Raw genomic sequence first — 18,083 nt, forward strand, 5'->3', positions numbered from 1 at the left:
GCGGAGGAGGCTGTCGAACAGTTGCGTGACATCACTCCGTTCCCACCGATATGAGCGCTGGAACGTAGGCACTCTTATCCGGCCATTAAGAGTGAATTCCACCAAGTCACCCAGCGAGATACTGTCGACTTTAGGTCGAGTCACCGCAGCCACCATGACCTCCTCTTCCGCCCCACCCTATGCCTCTTGACCACCACCCAAAGGCTTACGACCGGGGGCCTGGGGGTCGGAAGACCCCCAGACGGGGGTGTGGGGGCTTGCCCCCCCAGGGCGCTGCCCGGAGCCCCATGGCGCGAAGCGCCCCCCTGCGGAGGACCATGCCCTTGTCCCCCGACGCTCCGAGGGCTCCTGGGGTCCTTCTCGTGTCAGCCGGTCTCGCGGCCCGCGCGCAGCAGGCCGTAGGTGACCGCCTGCTCCAGCGCCTGCCAGGAGGCGTCGATGATGTTCTCGGCGACGCCGACCGTGGCCCACTCGGCCGTGTCGTCGCTGGAGGTGATGAGCACCCGGATGACCGCGCCCGTGCCGTGCGTTCCCTCCAGGATGCGCACCTTGTAGTCGATGAGCTCCAGCTTGGCCAGCTCGGGGTAGAGCTTCTCCAGCCCGAGCCGCACCGCCTTGTCCATCGCGTTGACGGGGCCGTTGCCCTCGCCCGTGGCGACGATGCGCTCGCCCTTGGCGTGCAGCTTGACTGTGGCCTCGCTGACCAGCTCGCCGCCCTTGGTCCGCTCGACGATCACCCGCCAGGACTCCACCTCGAAGTGGCGGCGCCGCTCGCCGTGGACGGTGTCGCGCAGCAGCAGCTCGAAGGAGGCGTCGGCCGCCTCGAAGGTGAAGCCCTGGGACTCCAGATCCTTGACCCGCTCGACCAGGGTCTTCGTGTGCTCGGGGGTCAGCTCGTAGCCCAGCTCGCGGCCCTTCAGCTCGACCGAGGCGCGGCCCGCCATGTCGGAGACCAGCATGCGCATGTCGTTGCCCACCTGGGCGGGGTCGATGTGCTGGTAGAGGTTGGGGTCGACCTTGATGGCGCTGGCGTGCAGGCCGGCCTTGTGGGCGAACGCCGACGCGCCGACGTACGGGGCGTGGGAGTTGGGCGTGACGTTGGTGACCTCGGTGATCGCGTGGGCGATGCGGGTCATGTCGGCCAGCGCCTGCGGCGGCACGAGGTCGAAGCCGCGCTTGAGCTGGAGGTTGGCGACCACGGTGAACAGGTTGGCGTTGCCGGAGCGCTCGCCGTAGCCGTTGGCGCAGCCCTGCACGTGAGTGGCGCCGGCCTTGACCGCGGCCAGGGTGTTGGCGACCGCGCAGCCGGTGTCGTCGTGGCAGTGGATGCCGACGCGGGCCCCGGTCTGCGCGGCCGCGTGGACCACGTCGGCCAGCTCGTCGGGGAGCATGCCGCCGTTCGTGTCGCACAGGGCGACGACGTCGGCGCCCGCCTCGGCGGCGGTCCTGAGCACCTCCAGGGCGTACGCTGGGTTGGACGTGTAGCCGTCGAAGAAGTGCTCGGCGTCCAGGAAGACTCGCTGTCCCTCCGCACGAAGGTGGGAGACCGTGTCGCGGATCATCGCGAGGTTCTCCTCGAGGGTCGTGCGGAGGGCCAGCTCCACGTGCCGGTCGTGGCTCTTGGCGACAAGGGTCACGACCGGCGCGCCGGATTCGCGCAGAGCGGCCACCAAAGGGTCGTCGGCTGCCTTCACACCGGCCCGGCGGGTCGCGCCGAACGCGGCTAGCTGCGCGTGCTTCAGGTCGAGCTCGGTCCGAGCCCGCCGGAAGAACTCTGTGTCCTTGGGGTTGGCGCCCGGCCAGCCCCCTTCGATGAAACCGACGCCCAGTCCGTCCAGATGGCGCGCGACGGCGAGCTTGTCAGCGACGGTGAGGTTGAGCCCCTCCTGCTGTGCGCCGTCACGCAGCGTCGTGTCATAGACGTGGAACCGGTCGTCGGCCATGGTGTCCTCTCCCTGGAAAACAAAAAGACCCCTCACGGACGTGAGAGGTCTGCGCGCTGGCTATGTCCCTGTGTCAGCCAGCGCGCCTGCCGATAATGAGCAGACCGTAGAACATGGTGCTCAGCAGTCTGCCATACCGACTCACCATTCGGCACATCGGTCTCAGGGTATGGACACCCGGCGTCACACCGTGACGCCGGAGCCCCCGGTGATGGCCGCTTCCAGGGCCTTCGGGTCGAACGCCTCGGCGCCGAGCAACTGCCCGTCGAGCACGACCGTGGGGGTGCCCTCAAGCCGGATTCTGGCGCTCTGCTTCAGGTGGTCCTCGGCGTACGTCTGGGAGGTGACGCACTGGTCGACCGACGCGCCCGCCTGACGGGCCGCCCTGGCCAGCTCCTCCAGCGTGAAGCCGGAGGCCACGCCGTGGGGGGCGGGCTGCATGCCGTAGAGCTCGTCGCGGAAGGCGAGCCAGTTGTCCTCCGGGACGCAGCGGGCCGCGGCGGCGGCGCGCACGGAGTTCGAGTGCATGGGCTCGTCCTGGAAGATCGTGACCGGGTGGTAGACGACCTTGACCTTGCCCGCCGCGGCCAGGCGGCGGATCGTGGCGTCCACCCGCGTGTGCAGGTCCTTGCAGACCGGGCAGTCGAAGTCCTCGTACAGGTCCAGCACCGGCGCGCTGGCGCCGGTGTCGGCGAGCACCATGCTGCCGTCGGGCTGCCGCAGCAGCCGCACCCCCCGCGACGACCCGTCGCCCGCCACGGTCTGCAGCACCACGAGCGCGGCCAGCACCGCCAAGGCGGCCAGCACGGCCGCCACCCTCTTCGTCATTCGCCCCGTCCCTCGATCCGGTCGCCGCGACCTTACCGGAATCACCTGAGAAACCCCTGAATCGGGCGTCAAGGGCGGCTCCACCGCCAGGGTGCGCACGCAACGCGACCGGCCCGGGGCGGAGCGGGCCGGTCGCGCGGTGACCTGGCTAGAGGACCTTGTGGATCCAGCCGTGCAGGTCGGTACGGGCGCCGTACTGGATGCCGAGCAGCTCCTCGCGCACCCGCATGGTGACCGGGCCGGGCGTGCCGTCGCCGATCGTCCAGGACCGGTCGGCGCCCTTGACCGAGCCGACCGGGGTGACCACCGCGGCCGTGCCGCAGGCGAAGACCTCCGTGATCTCGCCGGACGCGCAGCCGTCCGCCCACTCCTCGACGCTGACCAGGCGCTCCTCGGCCTCCAGGCCGAGGTCGTCGGCCAGCGCGAGGATCGAGTCGCGGGTGATGCCGGGCAGCAGCGTGCCGGTCAGCGCGGGGGTGACGAGCTTGCCGCCGATGACGAAGAACAGGTTCATCCCGCCCATCTCCTCGACGTACGCGTGCTGCGCCGCGTCGAGCCACACCACCTGGTCGCAGCCGTTCTCGACGGCCTGGCGCTGGGCGACGAAGGCGGCGGCGTAGTTGCCGCCGCACTTGGCGAAGCCCGTGCCGCCGGGCGCGGCGCGGGTGTACTCGGTGGACAGCCACACCGAGACGGGCTTGACGCCCCCGGTGAAGTACGAGGCCGCCGGCGAGGCGATCACCATGTACTTGTAGGTGCGCGACGGGTAGTTGACGCCCAGCCCCACCTGGGTGGCGATCATGAACGGGCGCAGGTAGAGGCTGTGCCCCTCGGTGGTCGGCACCCACTCGCGGTCGGCCTGCACGAGCTGCTCCAGCGACTCGACGAACGTCTCCTCGGGCAGCTCCGGCATCGCCATGCGCGCCGCCGACTGGTTGAAGCGGGCGGCGTTGGCGTACGGGCGGAACGTCACGACCGAGCCGTTGGTCTGCCGGTACGCCTTCAGGCCCTCGAACAGCTCCTGCGCGTAGTGGAAGACCGCCGTGGCGGGGTCGAGGGTGAGCGGCTCGTACGGCGCCAGGCGCGCGTCGTGCCAGCCCTGGCCCTCGGTGTAGTCGATGGAGACCAGGTGGTCGGTGAAGATCTGACCGAAACCGGGGTTCGCCAGCACCTGCTCGCGCTCCGCCGCGGTGCGCGCATGGTCGGACAGCTGCACGTCGAAGCTGAGCTTCTGAGCGATGGTCATGACGATGGTCCTTCTCTCTACGACTGGGTGATGCCGGCGGCACTGCGCGACGGCAGTCCGTACTTCCTATTGTCTCGCTATTTGGGATGGCAAGGGGGCAGCGGGGTTGTTATGCCCCCGAACATGCGAAAAGCGCCCGGCGGGTCCCTGTTCGGACCGCCAGGCGCTGGTGGAGCTAGGGCGGCCCTAGCTCGATACTCGCGCGGTGATGTCGTCACCGATCTCGTGAGTCGTCCGGCTCGCCCACCCGCTCAGCCGCTCCACGATGTCCTCGGAGACGGCCTGCTCGATCCTGGCGGCCTCGGCGTGCCGGCCGAGGTGGTCGAGGAGCATGGCGGCGGACAGGATCGTGGCGGTCGGGTCGGCCTTGCCCTGGCCCGCGATGTCGGGCGCGCTGCCGTGGACCGGCTCGAACATGCTGGGCGCGGTGCGCTCGGGGTTGATGTTGCCGCTGGCGGCCAGGCCGATGCCGCCCGCGATGGCCGCGCCGAGGTCGGTGATGATGTCGCCGAAGAGGTTGTCGGTGACGATCACGTCAAAGCGCTCGGGCTGGCTGACGAAGTACATCGACGCCGCGTCGATGTGCGCGTAGTCGGTGGTGACCTCGGGGAACTCCTCGGCCACCCGGTTGACCGTGCGCTGCCAGAGGTCTCCGGCGTAGGCCAGCACGTTGGTCTTGTGGACGAGGGTGAGCTTCTTGCGCGGCCTTGACTGCGCCTTGGCGAAGGCGTAGCGCACCACGCGCTCGACGCCGTGGGCGGTGTTGAGCGACTCCTGCGTGGCGATCTCGTGCGGGGTGCCGGCGCGCATGACGCCGCCCGTGCCCGCGTAGAGGCCCTCGGTGCCCTCGCGGATCACGATCATGTCGATGTCCTCGGGGCGGGTGTCGGCCAGCGGCGTCTCGACGCCCGGGTAGAGCTTGACCGGGCGCAGGTTGACGTAGTGGTCGAAGACGAAGCGCAGGCGCAGCAGCAGGTCGCGCTCCAGGATGCCCGGCGGGACACTGGGGTCGCCGACCGCACCGAGCAGGATCGCGTCGTAGCCGCGCAGCTCCTCCAGGACGGAGTCGGGCAGGGTCTCGCCGGTGCGGTGGTAGCGCGCGGCGCCGAGATCGTAGTGAGTGGTCTCGATCTTCGTGCCGACGGCTTCGAGCACCTTGAGCGCCTCTGTCACGACCTCGATGCCGATGCCGTCACCGGGGATCACTGCCAGGCGAATGTCGCGCGAATCCATGGCCGGTACCTTACCGGGTCGTCTCGACTGCCGAACACACCATCTCACTGATCGGACAACCGTTTTGAGGGGGATTGCGCTGTTTTGACCGTTTCGTTAGAGTCCCTCGGGCCGAATCCACGCAGCGGTTGCGTGGAGCCGGGGACCCATTCCCCTCATGGGGCGAATCGGCATGTCACCGCCGTAGGGCCGCTTCCAGGCCCGAGCCCGTCAGCTAACCCGGTAGGCCGTATGGAAGGACCTTCGTGTCTCGCTTCGCCATGCTCGCCGCCGTCGCTGCCGGGATCGCCGTAGCCGCCCCGACCGGTGTCTCCCTCGCCTCCACGCGACCCAGCACTCCCCAGTTCCCCCTCTCTGGAACGTTCCAGAACGTCTCCTCCTCCGTCCCCGGAAGCTCCCAGGAGGACACCTCCACCGCCCGGCTGACTTCGCCGGTCGTCACCCTCACCGGCGCGGACGTCAAGGCCGCCCGCGACAAGAAGACCCCCCTCCCCGCCTGGAAACGGGCGCTCAAGTACGCCCTCGACAAGCGCGGCACCCCGTACGTCTGGGGCGGCGCCTCCCCCGCCGGCTACGACTGCTCCGGCCTGATGCTGCGCGCCTACCAGCACGCCGGCATCACCCTCCCGCGCACCGCGGCGCAGCAGTACAACGCGTTCTCCCGGAAGATCTCCTGGAAGAACCTCAAGCCCGGTGACCTCGTCTTCTTCCATGGCCTCGGACACGTCGGGATGATCTCCAAGCCCGGGTACATGGTCCACTCCCCGCACACCGGCGACGTCGTCAAGGTCGAGCGCCTGTCGTCCTGGCGCCGCTCCTCCTTCGTCGGCGCCGTCCGCCCCGACCCGAAGGGCGTCAAGGTCTGGGCCGCCAGGAAGGCGGCGACCGAGGAGCCCGCTCCGGCCATGCCCATCGCCTCGATCCTGTAACCCCCGCCCGCACGGCGGCGCGGGCGTAGCGTGATCCGTATGGCTGCCGAAAAGGTGCATCTCAGCGAGGAGAAGGCGACCCTGCTCGCCACCCTGTACGGCCGGGTGCTGGACGCCCGCTCGCCCCGGCCGATCCTCGGCGACACCATGGCCGCCGAGACCGTCTCCAGGATCGACCACGACTTCCGCCGCGTCGGCGTGGGCCCGCGCACGGCCGCCTCTGTGGCGCTGCGGGCGCGCCTCATCGACGACTGGGCGCGGGACTTCCTCGCCACGACACCCGAGGCGACCGTGCTGCACCTCGGCTGCGGCCTCGACACCCGGGTCCACCGGCTCGGGCCGCCCGCCGGCGTGCGGTGGTACGACGTCGACTATCCCGACGTCGTCGAGCTGCGCCGGCGGCTCTACCCCGAACCGCCCGGCTGCACCACGATCGGCACGTCGGTGACCGATCTCGGCTGGCTGGAGCAGGTTCCGCGCGACCGGCCGGTGCTGGTCGTGGCCGAGGGGCTGCTCTACTACCTCGGCAGGGAGGAGGGGCGCGCGCTCGTGCGGGCCGTCGCCGAGGGGTTCCCCTCCGGCCAGTTCGTCTTCGACGCCCTCAACCGTCGCGGCATCGCGCTCCAGGTGGTCAACCGGCCCGTGCGCAAGGCCGGCGCGACGATGCGCTGGGGCATCGAGGGCCCCGGGGACCTGCTGTCGATCAGTCCCCGGCTCCGGTGCGTGACCGTGCTCAGCGCGTTCGACATGGAGGGGTTCGCCGAGCTGTCACTGTCGCACCGGCTGTCGGCCGCGCTGGCCAGGGTGTCGCGCACCCTGCGGAACATGGCCGTCTTCTACCGGCTGGCCTTCTGACCGGAGACCGTGCGGCGGTCCCCGGCCGGGCGTTCAGGTCAGCTGAAGTCGGCGGTCAGCGGGGCGCCGCCGTTGTCGCGGCGGTCCAGCGCGGTCTGCAGGGCCTCGGTCGCCTCGTCGTCGTGCTCTTCGGCGCCGTTCCAGGCATACATCTCATACATGTGACTCATCTCATTTCGCGGGGCGTCGTACGGACGGAGGCCGGACCCCGGTCGCGAACCCGACCCGGGCCTGCGGCGCACGGTCCGGATCACGGACCGGGCGATGGGACTGACGGCCGACGCGACGCCACGCACCGCGGCGGGTCGCCGGCCTGCCCTAACAGGCCCCGCCGCGGCAGGTAATGAGTACGAGAACCTGGCGCATTGACAGCCAATGTACCTTCCGGTCACCGGGCTGTCTCGTTGGACGTCCTAATATCTCGCATCGTGAGACGAAAAACGGCCGCCGCCGGACACGAGGTCCGGCGGCGGCCGTCTGGTCCGGCGCGGAAGGTCAGCCGTCGAGGTCGACCGAGCGGCCGCTGTCGGCGCCGATCTCGGCGATGATCTGCTCGATCACGTCGGCCGGGATGGCCGAGTCGACGGTCAGCGCGATGAGCGCCTTGCCGCCCTTGACGTCCCGGGCCACCTGCATCGAGGCGATGTTGATGCCGTGCTCGCCGAGGAGGCGGCCGACGACGCCGACGACACCGGGCCGGTCGGTGTAGGTGAAGAACGACAGGTGCTCGGTCGGCTCGATCTCCATCTCGTAGCCGTTGACCTCGACGATCTTCGTGATCTGCCGCGGGCCGGACAGCGTGCCGGACACGGAGACCTGCCGGCCGTCGGCCAGCACACCGCGCACGGTCACCACGTTGCGCCAGTCGGGGCTGTCGGAGCTGGTCACCAGCTCGACCGTGACGCCGCGGTCCTTGGCCAGCAGCGGCGCGTTGACGTACGTCACGGAGTCCTCGACCACGTCGGTGAAGACGCCCTTGAGCGCGGCCAGCTCCAGCACCCGCACGTCCTGCGCGGCGATCTCGCCGCGCACCTCGATGTCGAGCTTGGTGGCCACCTCGCCGGCCAGCGCGGTGAAGACGCGGCCGAGCTTCTCGGCGAGCGGCAGGCCCGGCTTGACGTCCTCGGCGACCGCGCCGCCCTGGACGTTGACCGCGTCGGGCACGAACTCGCCCGCCAGCGCCAGCTTCACGCTGCGCGCCACCTGGGTGCCGGCCTTCTCCTGGGCCTCGTGCGTGGAGGCGCCGAGGTGCGGCGTCACGACGACCTGGTCCAGCTCGAACAGCGGGCTGTCGGTGCAGGGCTCCTTGGCGAAGACGTCGAGGCCGGCGCCCGCGACGCGGCCCTCCTTGATCGCGGAGTAGAGCGCCGCCTCGTCCACGATGCCGCCGCGGGCCACGTTGATGATCCGCACCGACGGCTTGACCTCGTGCAGCTCCTTGTCGCCGATGAGGCCGAGGGTCTCCTTGGACTTGGGCAGGTGGACCGTGAGGAAGTCGGCCTGCTTGATGACCTCTTCGAGGCTCAGCAGCTTGACGCCCATCTGCGCGGCGCGGGCCGGCGGCAGGTAGGGGTCGTAGGCGATCAGCTCGACGCCGAACGGCTGGAGGCGCTGCGCCACGAGCTGGCCGATCTTGCCGAGGCCGAGGATGCCGATGACCTTCTCGTCGAGCTCGACACCGGTGTACTTGGACCGCTTCCACTCGCCGTTCTTGAGCGCGGCGTGGGCCTGGGCCGTGTTGCGGGCGCTGGCCAGGATGAGGGCGACGGTCTGCTCGGCGGCGCTGGTGATGTTGGAGGTGGGCGCGTTGACGACCATCACGCCGGCCTTGGTGGCCGCCTCGACGTCGACGTTGTCGAGGCCCACACCGGCGCGGGCCACCACACGCAGCTTGGGCGCGGCGGCGATCGCCTCGGCGTCCACCTGGGTGGCGGAGCGGACGATCAGCGCGTCCACGTCCGCGAGCGCGGGCAGAAGCTGGGAGCGGTCGGCGCCGTCGGTGTGGCGGACCTCGAAGTCGGCGCCGAGCACGGCGAGGCCGGCCTCGGACAACTCCTCTGCGACCAGGACGACAGGCTTTGTCACGGGTGGATCCTTACGGCGAGCGGCGGGCTGGAGGGGCACGTCGGCGAGCCCCTCGGAGTCCCCCAGAGTCTATCCGCGCTTGTGAACGCGTTCACGAGGGACCCGGAATGTGAGACGGGCGCCGTCCTACCCGCCCCGCGCCAAGGTCATCCACGTCGCGCCCATCTTTGTCTTGCTCAGGAGTTTTCTTCGCCATTAGCCTGATAAGCCGTGGCCCACTACCTATGGTTCGTCATATGAGCATCGGGAATCCTGCGCTTGCCGACGTGCTCGCCCAGCACGGCACCCCGCACCGCCTGCTCGCGGCCCTGGCCGACGGCGGAGTACTGGTGGCCGTGCGGCCCGACCGGTCCGTCGTCCTGGGTACCACGCAGGCCGGCGACCGGGTTCTGCTCGGTTATACCGGCCCGGGCACCTACGCCCGGCACCGCGGCTGCCATTCCCTGTCGGCCTGCGACGCCGACACCATCCTCGACATCCAGCGCGTCACGGGCGTGCGTGAGATCGTCATCGACGCGGCCGGCCCCGCCGCGGCCGCCGTGCCGATCGACGACCTGCAACGGTTCCTGACCGCGACGCGCAGCGGGCCGACGCCCGTCCTGTCGGGCGCCGCCCCCGCCGCCTACGCGACCGGCGCCATGGCCATGGTGTCGCGCGGCGCGCCCGCGCTGGCCCAGGTGGCCCCGCCGGCCCCCGAGTCCCCGCCCATGCCGTGGATCCCCGCGCCGCGCCCGCACCTGTCGGGCCCGATGCAGCAGGTCGATCCGGGCTACCGGCGCTGCACGCACCCGATCCTGCCCGCCCTGCGGCGGGCCATCGCGCACCTGCTGGCGGACTTCCCGCTGGTCCACCACGTCTGGATCTCCGAGGCCCGCACCGCCTCGGGCGTCCCCGGCATCATGCTGCACGTCAAGGTGCACATGTCGGCGGCCGAGGACGTGGTGCGCGACCTGCACCGCGGGGTGCGCGCCCGGCTGCCGCAGTTCGCGGCCAGCGGGGCGCCGATCCTCATGGCGCGGGTGGCCGACGCGCGCAGCGAGCGCCGCATGATCGAGATCGGCGCGCACGTGGTGTGCGCGAACGTCATCGACTAGCCGGACGTACGCACCCCGGGGGCGAAAGTGCGCGCCCGGGAGGCGAAAGTGGGCCCTACCGAACAAGCCCTCGCTCGGTTTAGATGAGGGGCATGATCGCAACGCCCACCGGCGTCCCCACCGTGTCCAGGGGCGTGCGCCTCGGGTATGGCGTCGGGTCGTTCTGCACGGCCACGTTCAACGCCGTGCCCGGCCTGCTGCTGCTGTACTACATGACGAACTTCCTGGCCGTGCCCGCGTGGCTGGCCGGTGCGGTGGTCGCCGCCCCCAAGGTGTGGGACCTGGTGATCAACCCCCTCGTCGGCCGCTGGTCGGACCGCACCACCTCGCGGCTCGGCCCCCGGCGGCCATGGCTGCTGGCCGGAGCCTGCACACTGCCGGTCGCGTTCGTCCTGGTCTTCGCCGGGCCGCCGCTGACCGGCGCGCCGGCCGCCCTGTACGTCGGGGCCTGCTTCATGGCCGCCGCCACCGGGTACGCGCTGTTCGAGGTGCCGTACAAGGCGATGCCCGCCGAGATGACCGGCGACTACCACGAGCGGACCTCGCTGCTGCAGTGGCGGATGGTCTTCGTCGGAGGCGCCACCGTGCTCAGCGGCATCGTCGCGCCCGCGATCGTCAACAGCGACGGGCCCGCCGGCACCCTGGACAGCTACCGGCTCATGGCGGTGACCGTCGCGTCGGTGCTGCTGGCCTCGATGCTCGGCTCGTTCTTCGGCACGGCCCGCGCCCCCATGACCGGCGCGCCCGAGCCGGACTCGGGCAGCCTGCGCGAGCAGTTCGCCGCGGCCCGGGGCAACTCGGCGTTCGTCTGGCTGCTCGCGCTGAGCTGCCTGCAGATGATGGCGGTCAGCATGCTGCTGGCCGGGGCGCCGTACTTCGCGGCGTACATCCTGGACGACCCGAAGATGACGAGCACGCTGTTCGCGGTGTTCGTGGGACCGATGCTGCTGACCATGCCGGCCTGGGTGTGGCTGGCCAAGCGCTACGACAAGCGCGGCGCGATGATCCTTGCCGGGCTGCTGTTCGGCGGCGGCACGCTGGCGAACCTCGCCACGCCGCTGTTCGGCTCCGGGTACGCGCACGCGATGCTGCTGGTCGTGGGCCTCGGCTACGCGGGCGTCCAGCTCCTGGAGTTCTCGATGCTCGCCGACGTGATCGCCGTGGACGCCGAGACGACGGGCAGGCGGCGGGCCGGGGTGTTCACCGGGCTGTGGACGGCGATCGAGAGCGGGGTCAGCTCGTTCGGGGCGTTGATCTTCGGCGCGGTGCTGACGCTGGGCGGCTTCGTGGAGTCGGACGCCGGCCGGCCGGTGGCGCAGCCGGACGGCGCCGTGACCGCGGTCCTCCTCGGGGAGACCGCGGTCCCGGCGCTGGTGCTGTTCCTGGCGGTGCTGGTGACGCTGAAGTACCGGCTCAGGCCAGGCGGCGCGCCGGCGTCCAGCGCGTCCGGGTGAACCCGCCCGCCACCAGCGCGGCCAGTAGCGGCAGCCCGAGCACGATCGCGGCGAGGTAGGGCCACGGGGCCGCGATCACGGTGGATCCCGCCATGCCGGCCATGACGAAGGCGGAGTTCATGGCGAAGGCCAGCGCGATCCCGGTGACCAGACCCGCCACCAGCCCCACGAGGGTCCCCACCCCCGCGACGAAAGCGGCCTGGGCCGCCACGACGAGCCGCCGCGTCCGCCGCGCGCCGCCGACGGCCGACAGCGTGTCGAGGTCGCGCCGCATGTCGGCCGCCGCGAGCCCGGTGGCGGCGAAGGTGCCGCCGAGCACCAGGAGCGCGGTCAGGGCGAGGGCGGCCACGAGCATCTCCGTGTCTCTGTCGACGTGGCCGAGCTCAACCTGCGCGTTCACGCGCATGTCCACCGCCAGCAGATCCTGCTCGAACCGTTCCTCGTCGGCCGGGCGATACCGGAGGTACAGCTCGTGCTCGACCAGCTTGTAGCCCTCCTTGGTGAACACCGCCGAAGGGACGACGGCGCCGCCCTGCCGCGCGTCGGCGCCCCGTGCCACCACGGCCGGCACCCGGATCCGCTTGACGCGTTCCGAGTCCATCTTCAGGGGCACCTCGATCTCCAGCACGCCGTCGCGCAGGAGCCTTCCGTCGAAGACCACGGCCTTCCCCTCCGCGAAGGCCGACGCCGCGCCTGTGTCGTGCCGCCCCTGCTGGAAGGCGAGCAGCCGCTCGTCCCCGATCATCACTCGTCCACCGGGACACACCGCCTCCCGGCACACCCGTTGCCGGAAGTCCGCCGTCAGTGCGAGCCGCTCGACGCCGACCACCGCCTGCCCGGGGATCAGCTCCACGCCGGGGAGCTTCCGGTTGAGGGCGTCCCGGACCTTGGCCCAGGCCGCGTCGTCGATCCCGTCGAAGGTGCTCACCCGCGTGGTTCCGACGGGCATGAGAGGCTGGTAGCGCGCCTCGTCGGTCGCGTTGGCGCTGGTGACACCGACTCCCACCGCGACCGCCGCCATGGTGGCCGCCATGACCGCCGCCGCGGCCGAGGCCGTGCGCGTGCGGTGGCGTACGGCGTCACGCACCGACAGCCGGGCCGGCAGGGGCAGTCCGGGGGCCAGCCGTCCCATGAACCGGACCAGCCGCGGCATCAGCGCGACCAGGCCGAGCACCACCAGCACCGACGCCATCACGATCGCGAGCCGGCGCTCGTGCGTCACGAGCAGCGCCGCCGCCGTCGCCCCCAGGCCGAGCAGCACCAGCACGAGACCCAGGACGGGCCGGCCGCCGCGGGCGCGGATCTCCCCCACCTCGCCCTCCCGGCCCGACAGCACCTGGACCGGGCTCTGCCGCGCGGCCTGCACCGCCGGCACCACGGCCGCGACGAGACCGCTGACCAGGCCCAGCGCGGCGACCCCGAGCACCTGCCCCCACGGCACGTCCAGCGGCCCGAGGGGCGTTCCCGACCGCGCGACGTAGGGCGCGGCCAGCCAGGCGCCGCCGACGCCGAGCGGGACGCCGAGCACGGTGGCGGCACCGCCCAGCACCAGGCCGTCGGCCAGCACGATCGCCCTGAGATGGGCGGCCGACCCGCCCTGGGCCGCGATCACGGCCAGCTCGCGCCTGCGCCGCCGCAGGCCCACCGCGAAGGCCGGCCCGGCCAGCAGGACGGTCTCCATGACGACGATGATCACGATGGTGGCGACCCAGAGCAGAGTGTCGTTCTGCAGCCGCTCGTCCCGGAGGTAGGAATCACCGGGAGTTTCGCCGGCCTCGATGACGGCGCGGGACGAGACCATCAGCCCCACGGCGTTCAGCCTGCGCACGTCGTCCCACTGGAGCGGGGCGGGCGTGTCGGCGAGCCAGAAGTTGGGGGCGTTGTCCTTGAGCAGGACCGAGCCGGGAAGGCTGATGAGCTCCATGTCGCCGGGCCTGTTGGGGTTCTCGGCGATGCCGACGACTTTTCGGGGGCGGTCCCACCGGGTGACCTTGAGGGTGTCGCCCACGCGCACGCCCGCGTCCGCGAGTGCCGGGGCGACGACGATCTCGTCCCGCGTGGCGGCGAACCTGCCCTCCGTGAGCCGGCGGATCCCCCGCGCGAGCGGATCGCGCAGATCCCCCTCGAGCAGGAGCATCCGCTCGTAGCCGTCGGCCAGGCGCGCCTCCACGTTGGTGTCCCGGAACGGAACCAGCCGGGCGCCGCCGAGGAAGGCGCGGAGCTTGTCCGTCGTCCGCTGCTGCGGCTCGCGCTGCTCCGCGCCCGCCGTGTCGCCGGGCGTCCAGGCGTCACCGGAGAAGTCCTGGCGGATGGGGAAGTCCGTGGACCCCACGGCGGAGATCCGCGCGTCGGCCGCGCCGATCCGGGTCGTCAGCCCTTCGAGCGGGCTCACCTGCAGCGTGCGGTAGCCGGTGAACAGGGCGGTGAAGACGAGCACCGGTAAGCCGATCATCACCACGATCAGGGCACTGCGCCCCTTGAAGCGTCGCGCGTCCCTGCGGGAGACGCGCAGCGCGGCGGTGAACGCGCTCATCGGGCGCTCTCCAGCCGGACGGCTGCGGCGTCCACGATCTCGCCGTCGCGCAGGTAGACGACCCGGTCGGCCCAGGCCGCGTACCGGGGCTCGTGGGTGACGAGCAGCACCGCCCCGCCCGCGTCGCAGCGCTCGCGCAGCAGCCGCATGATCTCGTCGCCGGTCGCCGTGTCGAGCGCGCCGGTCGGCTCGTCGGCCAGCAGCAGCCGGCGCTCCCCCGCCAGCGCCCGCGCGATGGCGACCCGCTGCCGCTGCCCCCCGGACAGCTCCTCGGGGAAGCGGTCGGCGATCTCCCGCACCCCGACCTCGGTCAGGGCCTCCAGCGCCTCGGTCCGCGCCCGGCCCGCGCGCACCCCGTCGAGCTCCCGGGGCAGCATCACGTTCTCGGCCGCCGTGAGCGACGGGATGAGGTTGAGGTCCTGGAAGACGAAACCGACCTCGCGGCGGCGCAGCGCCGCCAGGTCCTTGACGGCGGCCAGGTCCGTGCCGCCGATGGTCACGCTGCCCGAGGTGGGGCGGTCGAGGCCGCCCGCCACGTTCAGCAGCGTGGACTTGCCCGAGCCGGACGGTCCCATCACGGCGACCAGCTCGCCGCGCGCGACGTCAAGGCTCACCCCCTTCAGGGCGTGTACATCGCCGTGGACGCGTGTCACGTCCCGCAGCTTCACCACAGTCATGAGTGCTTCTCCCTGAGAACGGCCTCGCAGTGGTCCAGCCAGCGCTGTTCCGCCTCGGCCTTGAAGATCAACGAATCGAGGACGAGCCGTTCGGCGAGCCCGCCCGACGCGGTCCGCTTGGCCCGCGTGAGGTCCTGCAGCGTCCGCATCGCGGCCATGCGCTGCGCCAGGATGACCGCCTGGACGTCCACGCTCCCCATGGCGACGGCCATGGCCAGCTTGATGGCCAGCTCGTCCCGAGGCCGGCCGGCCTGGTCGACGGGGGTGCTGAACCATCGCCCCAGTTCCTCCCGGCCGGCCTCGGTGATCGTGTAGACCGCCCGTCCCTGGTCGTCGGTGCCGCCAGGGGCGACCAGGGAGTCGCGTTCCATCCGGGAGAGCGTCGTGTAGACCTGGCCGATGTTGAGCGGCCAGGTCGCCCCCGTCGACGCCTCGAATTCCACCCGGAGCTGATATCCGTACCGCGGCCCCTTGCTCAGCAGCGCGAGGAGCCCGTGTCTGATCGACATGGATACTGAGTATGCATACTGAGTATGGTCACGGCAAGCCGAACGCCGGAACAGCCGCGGAATGCGCGGTTTCTGGACAGAGAACGCGCACTGGCCCGATACTCGGGGCATGAGCTCGACGCATCCTCCGTTTCGCGCCTCCGACGGAGAACGTGATCGCGCGATCGGCGAGCTCCGCGACCGGGCCGTGGAGGGCCGCATCTCCCACGACACCTTCGTGGGCCGGGTGGACCAGGCTTTGCGTGCCCGCAATCGCGACGAGCTCGACCGTCTGGTGGCCGACCTGCCGCGGCGCAGGACGTTCCGGCAGCGCGTGACCGACGTGGTGGCCTCGGCCTCCGACTTCACCACCGGCCTGCGCGCCGCCTGGCGCCGGCCGCGCCTGCCCCGGCTGGCGCTGCCCGACGACGATCGCGTCCGTTACGTGGTGGGCCGGGGAGCGGCGTGCGACCTCGTCCTGTCCGACCTCACCGTCTCGCGCGTCCACGCCGAGCTGCGGCGCGAGGAGGGCGGCGGCTGGATGCTGGTCGACCTCGGCTCGCTCAACGGCACGCGGCTCAACGGCTGGCGGCTCGTGGGGCCGGCCCGGGTCAAGTCGGGCGACGAGATCTCGTTCGGCGACTGCGGCTTCCTGCTCAGCTCGGGGCAGCCCTCCACCTGACCGGGGGGCTCTTTCCGCGGCCCCCGGAAACAGTTCAGGACCGACCGGCCCCGGTCGTCACCGGTGACCAGCCGGTCCTGGTGACCGCTGGGGAAGGGGAAGCCGGCCTGACGCGCAGGCATGCGGCCGACCTAGGAGATCTTGCGGCGGTAGGTCCTCATGGCGAAGGCGTACGCGACGACGAGGATGCCGACGCACCACGCGAGGGCGATCCAGATGTCGGTGCCGACCGGCGTCCCGGTGAACAGGGCGCGGATGGCGTTGACGATGGAGGTCACCGGCTGGTTCTCGGCGAAGAAGCGCACCGGGCCGGGCATGGTGGCGGTGGGCACGAACGCCGAGCTGAGGAAGGGCAGGAAGATGAGCGGGTAGGAGAACGCGCTCGCGCCTTCCATGGTCTTGGCGGACAGGCCGGGGATGACGGCGATCCAGGTCAGCGCCAGGGTGAACAGGATCAGGATGCCCGCGACCGCGAGCCAGGCCGACACTCCCGCTCCCGAGCGGAAGCCCATGAGCAGGGCCACGAGCGTCACGACCACCAGCGAGATCAGGTTGGCGACCAGCGAGGTCAGCACGTGCGCCCACAGCACCGACGACCGCGCGGTCGGCATCGACTGGAAGCGCTCGAAGATGCCGCCCTTCATGTCCATGAACAGCCGGTACGCGGTGTAGGCGATGCCCGAGGCGACCGTGATGAGCAGGATGCCGGGCAGCATGTAGTTCACGTACGAGGAGTCCGACCCTGTTCTGATCGCGCCGCCGAACACGTAGACGAACATCAGCATCATGGCGATCGGCATGATCGCGGTCGTGATGATGGTGTCCGGGCTGCGCGTGATGTGGCGCAGGGACCGTCCCAGCAGGACGGTGGTGTCGCCGAAGAAGTGCTTGCTCATCGCTGTTCCTTGGGTCTTCGTGGCTTCGGTGTTCGTCATGCCTTGGTGCCGACGAGGGTGAGGAAGACGTCCTCGAGGGTCGGCTGCTTCTCGACGTACTCGACCTTGGCGGGCGGGAGCAGTTGCTTGAGCTCGGCCAGGGTGCCGTTGACGATGATCCGGCCCTCGTGCAGGATCGCGATCCGGTCGGCGAGCTGTTCGGCCTCGTCCAGGTACTGCGTGGTGAGCAGCACCGTCGTGCCCTGGTCGGCGAGCTCCCTGACGGCCTGCCACACCTCGATGCGGGCCTGGGGGTCGAGCCCGGTCGTCGGCTCGTCGAGGAAGATGATCGGCGGATCGCCGATCAGGCTCATCGCGATGTCGAGGCGGCGGCGCATGCCTCCCGAGTACGTCGCCGCCTTCCGGCCGCCCGCGTCGGTCAGCGAGAACCGCTCCAGCAGGTCGTCGGCGATCTTTCCTGGGTTCTTGAGGTGCCGCAGCCGGGCGACCAGCACCAGGTTCTCCCGCCCGCTGAGGATCTCGTCCACGGCGGCGAACTGCCCGGTGAGGCTGATCGACTCACGCACGTTCGCGGCCTGCGTGGCGACGTCGAAGCCGTTCACGCGGGCCGTGCCCGCGTCGGCCTTGAGCAGCGTGGACAGGATCTTCACGGCAGTGGTCTTGCCCGCTCCGTTGGAGCCGAGCAGGGCGAAGATGCTGCCCCGCGCCACCTCGAAGTCCACGCCGCGCAGCACGTGCAGTTCCTTGTACGACTTCTCCAGGCCGTGCACCTGGATCGCCGGGGCTTGCTGGGTCGTCATCACTCTGTCCTGTCCTGTGGTGGGGGTGGTGTCGCCGGCAGCGCGGGCGACGGCGCTGGTGAGGGGGTTGCGTTCGCGGGCCCGGTGCTAGCGGAGGCTTGAGCGGGTGGGGCCGGGTGAGCTGTTCATGGCGTCCACCATCGCCGGAAGCGCTGATACCGGCCTGTCGCCGTACTGACACGGCCGCCGACGCGACACCGCGGCAGGCTGCTCACCTCGCGGATCGGGGTTCGTACCTGCACGTGGCCCTCGCCGGCGTCGCGGCAGGTCGCCTCAAGAGTGCGGGCTGGGCCAGGTGGGGGCGGGTGAGAAGGCTGTCGACGGTCGGGGATCCGGTGCT

General features: G+C 71.0%; 16 protein-coding genes, 1 pseudogene and 1 riboswitch. Of the genes and pseudogenes, 5 read left to right on the forward strand and 12 right to left on the reverse strand.

The annotated features are described in order from the left end of the window. Window positions 1-3: 3 nt before the first annotated feature. The 5 genes and pseudogenes from HTZ77_RS48790 to HTZ77_RS26345 all read right to left on the reverse strand — a co-directional run. A pseudogene (locus tag HTZ77_RS48790) lies at window positions 4-156 on the reverse strand (hypothetical protein); the annotation flags it as partial. A gap of 209 nt (window positions 157-365) precedes the next feature. Further along, window positions 366-1,943, reverse strand: a complete 1,578-nt coding sequence (cimA, locus tag HTZ77_RS26330; RefSeq protein WP_175592362.1) for a citramalate synthase — start codon at window positions 1,941-1,943, stop codon at window positions 366-368. Window positions 1,944-2,126: 183 nt separating this feature from the next. Further along, complete coding sequence (locus HTZ77_RS26335; protein ID WP_175592363.1) at window positions 2,127-2,771, reverse strand: DsbA family protein; 645 nt, start codon at window positions 2,769-2,771, stop codon at window positions 2,127-2,129. 148 nt (window positions 2,772-2,919) lie between these two features. Then, window positions 2,920-4,017: a branched-chain amino acid aminotransferase gene (locus HTZ77_RS26340; RefSeq protein WP_175592364.1), complete on the reverse strand. Its 1,098-nt coding sequence runs from the start codon at window positions 4,015-4,017 to the stop codon at window positions 2,920-2,922. A gap of 186 nt (window positions 4,018-4,203) precedes the next feature. Further along, window positions 4,204-5,250 (reverse strand): 3-isopropylmalate dehydrogenase, encoded by a 1,047-nt coding sequence (locus tag HTZ77_RS26345; protein ID WP_175592365.1) that lies wholly within the window; start codon window positions 5,248-5,250, stop codon window positions 4,204-4,206. Between the two features lie 99 nt (window positions 5,251-5,349). Continuing rightward, window positions 5,350-5,494: riboswitch (cyclic di-AMP (ydaO/yuaA leader) on the forward strand. A gap of 1 nt (window position 5,495) precedes the next feature. Here HTZ77_RS26345 and HTZ77_RS47655 point away from each other — a divergent pair. Then, window positions 5,496-6,179, forward strand: coding sequence for a C40 family peptidase (locus HTZ77_RS47655; protein ID WP_175592366.1), 684 nt, complete (start codon window positions 5,496-5,498; stop codon window positions 6,177-6,179). 39 nt (window positions 6,180-6,218) lie between these two features. Next, a complete protein-coding gene (locus HTZ77_RS26355; RefSeq protein WP_175592367.1) occupies window positions 6,219-7,034 on the forward strand; it encodes a class I SAM-dependent methyltransferase in 816 nt (271 codons plus the stop codon). A 38-nt stretch (window positions 7,035-7,072) separates the two neighbouring features. On the opposite strand, the gene HTZ77_RS47660 is transcribed toward HTZ77_RS26355, so the two are convergent. Both HTZ77_RS47660 and serA read right to left on the reverse strand, forming a co-directional pair. Then, window positions 7,073-7,195, reverse strand: a complete 123-nt coding sequence (locus HTZ77_RS47660; RefSeq protein ID WP_268960127.1) for a hypothetical protein — start codon at window positions 7,193-7,195, stop codon at window positions 7,073-7,075. A gap of 334 nt (window positions 7,196-7,529) precedes the next feature. After that, window positions 7,530-9,119: a phosphoglycerate dehydrogenase gene (gene serA / locus HTZ77_RS26360; protein WP_175592368.1), complete on the reverse strand. Its 1,590-nt coding sequence runs from the start codon at window positions 9,117-9,119 to the stop codon at window positions 7,530-7,532. A gap of 236 nt (window positions 9,120-9,355) precedes the next feature. On the opposite strand from serA, the gene HTZ77_RS26365 reads away from it, so the two are divergent. Beyond that, window positions 9,356-10,213 carry a hypothetical protein gene (locus HTZ77_RS26365; RefSeq protein WP_175592369.1) on the forward strand — a complete coding sequence of 286 codons (858 nt, stop codon included), beginning with the start codon at window positions 9,356-9,358 and terminating at the stop codon, window positions 10,211-10,213. Between the two features lie 92 nt (window positions 10,214-10,305). Further along, entirely contained in the window at window positions 10,306-11,667 is a 1,362-nt protein-coding gene (locus HTZ77_RS26370) for an MFS transporter (protein WP_175592370.1), read from the forward strand. Here HTZ77_RS26370 and HTZ77_RS26375 read toward each other — a convergent pair. The 3 genes from HTZ77_RS26375 to HTZ77_RS26385 are packed head-to-tail and all read right to left on the reverse strand — an operon-like array spanning window position 11,627 to window position 15,386. Continuing rightward, complete coding sequence (locus HTZ77_RS26375; protein WP_175592371.1) at window positions 11,627-14,200, reverse strand: ABC transporter permease; 2,574 nt, start codon at window positions 14,198-14,200, stop codon at window positions 11,627-11,629. The genes HTZ77_RS26370 and HTZ77_RS26375 overlap by 41 nt on opposite strands. Further along, a complete protein-coding gene (locus HTZ77_RS26380) occupies window positions 14,197-14,877 on the reverse strand; it encodes an ABC transporter ATP-binding protein (protein WP_175592372.1) in 681 nt (226 codons plus the stop codon). Before HTZ77_RS26380 ends, HTZ77_RS26375 begins: the two co-directional genes overlap by 4 nt. Beyond that, entirely contained in the window at window positions 14,874-15,386 is a 513-nt protein-coding gene (locus HTZ77_RS26385; protein WP_175592373.1) for a PadR family transcriptional regulator, read from the reverse strand. Before HTZ77_RS26385 ends, HTZ77_RS26380 begins: the two co-directional genes overlap by 4 nt. 109 nt (window positions 15,387-15,495) lie before the next feature. On the opposite strand from HTZ77_RS26385, the gene HTZ77_RS26390 reads away from it, so the two are divergent. After that, a complete protein-coding gene (locus HTZ77_RS26390; protein WP_175592374.1) occupies window positions 15,496-16,047 on the forward strand; it encodes a DUF1707 and FHA domain-containing protein in 552 nt (183 codons plus the stop codon). 131 nt (window positions 16,048-16,178) lie between these two features. Here HTZ77_RS26390 and HTZ77_RS26395 read toward each other — a convergent pair whose 3' ends face one another. Both HTZ77_RS26395 and HTZ77_RS26400 read right to left on the reverse strand, forming a co-directional pair. Then, a complete protein-coding gene (locus tag HTZ77_RS26395; RefSeq protein ID WP_175592375.1) occupies window positions 16,179-16,943 on the reverse strand; it encodes an ABC transporter permease in 765 nt (254 codons plus the stop codon). Between the two features lie 35 nt (window positions 16,944-16,978). Continuing rightward, complete coding sequence (locus HTZ77_RS26400) at window positions 16,979-17,743, reverse strand: ABC transporter ATP-binding protein (RefSeq protein ID WP_175592376.1); 765 nt, start codon at window positions 17,741-17,743, stop codon at window positions 16,979-16,981. Window positions 17,744-18,083 lie beyond the last annotated feature (340 nt).

The organism is Nonomuraea montanisoli, assembly GCF_013363975.1.
In the GTDB taxonomy this organism is placed as follows: Bacteria; Actinomycetota; Actinomycetes; order Streptosporangiales; family Streptosporangiaceae; genus Nonomuraea; species Nonomuraea montanisoli.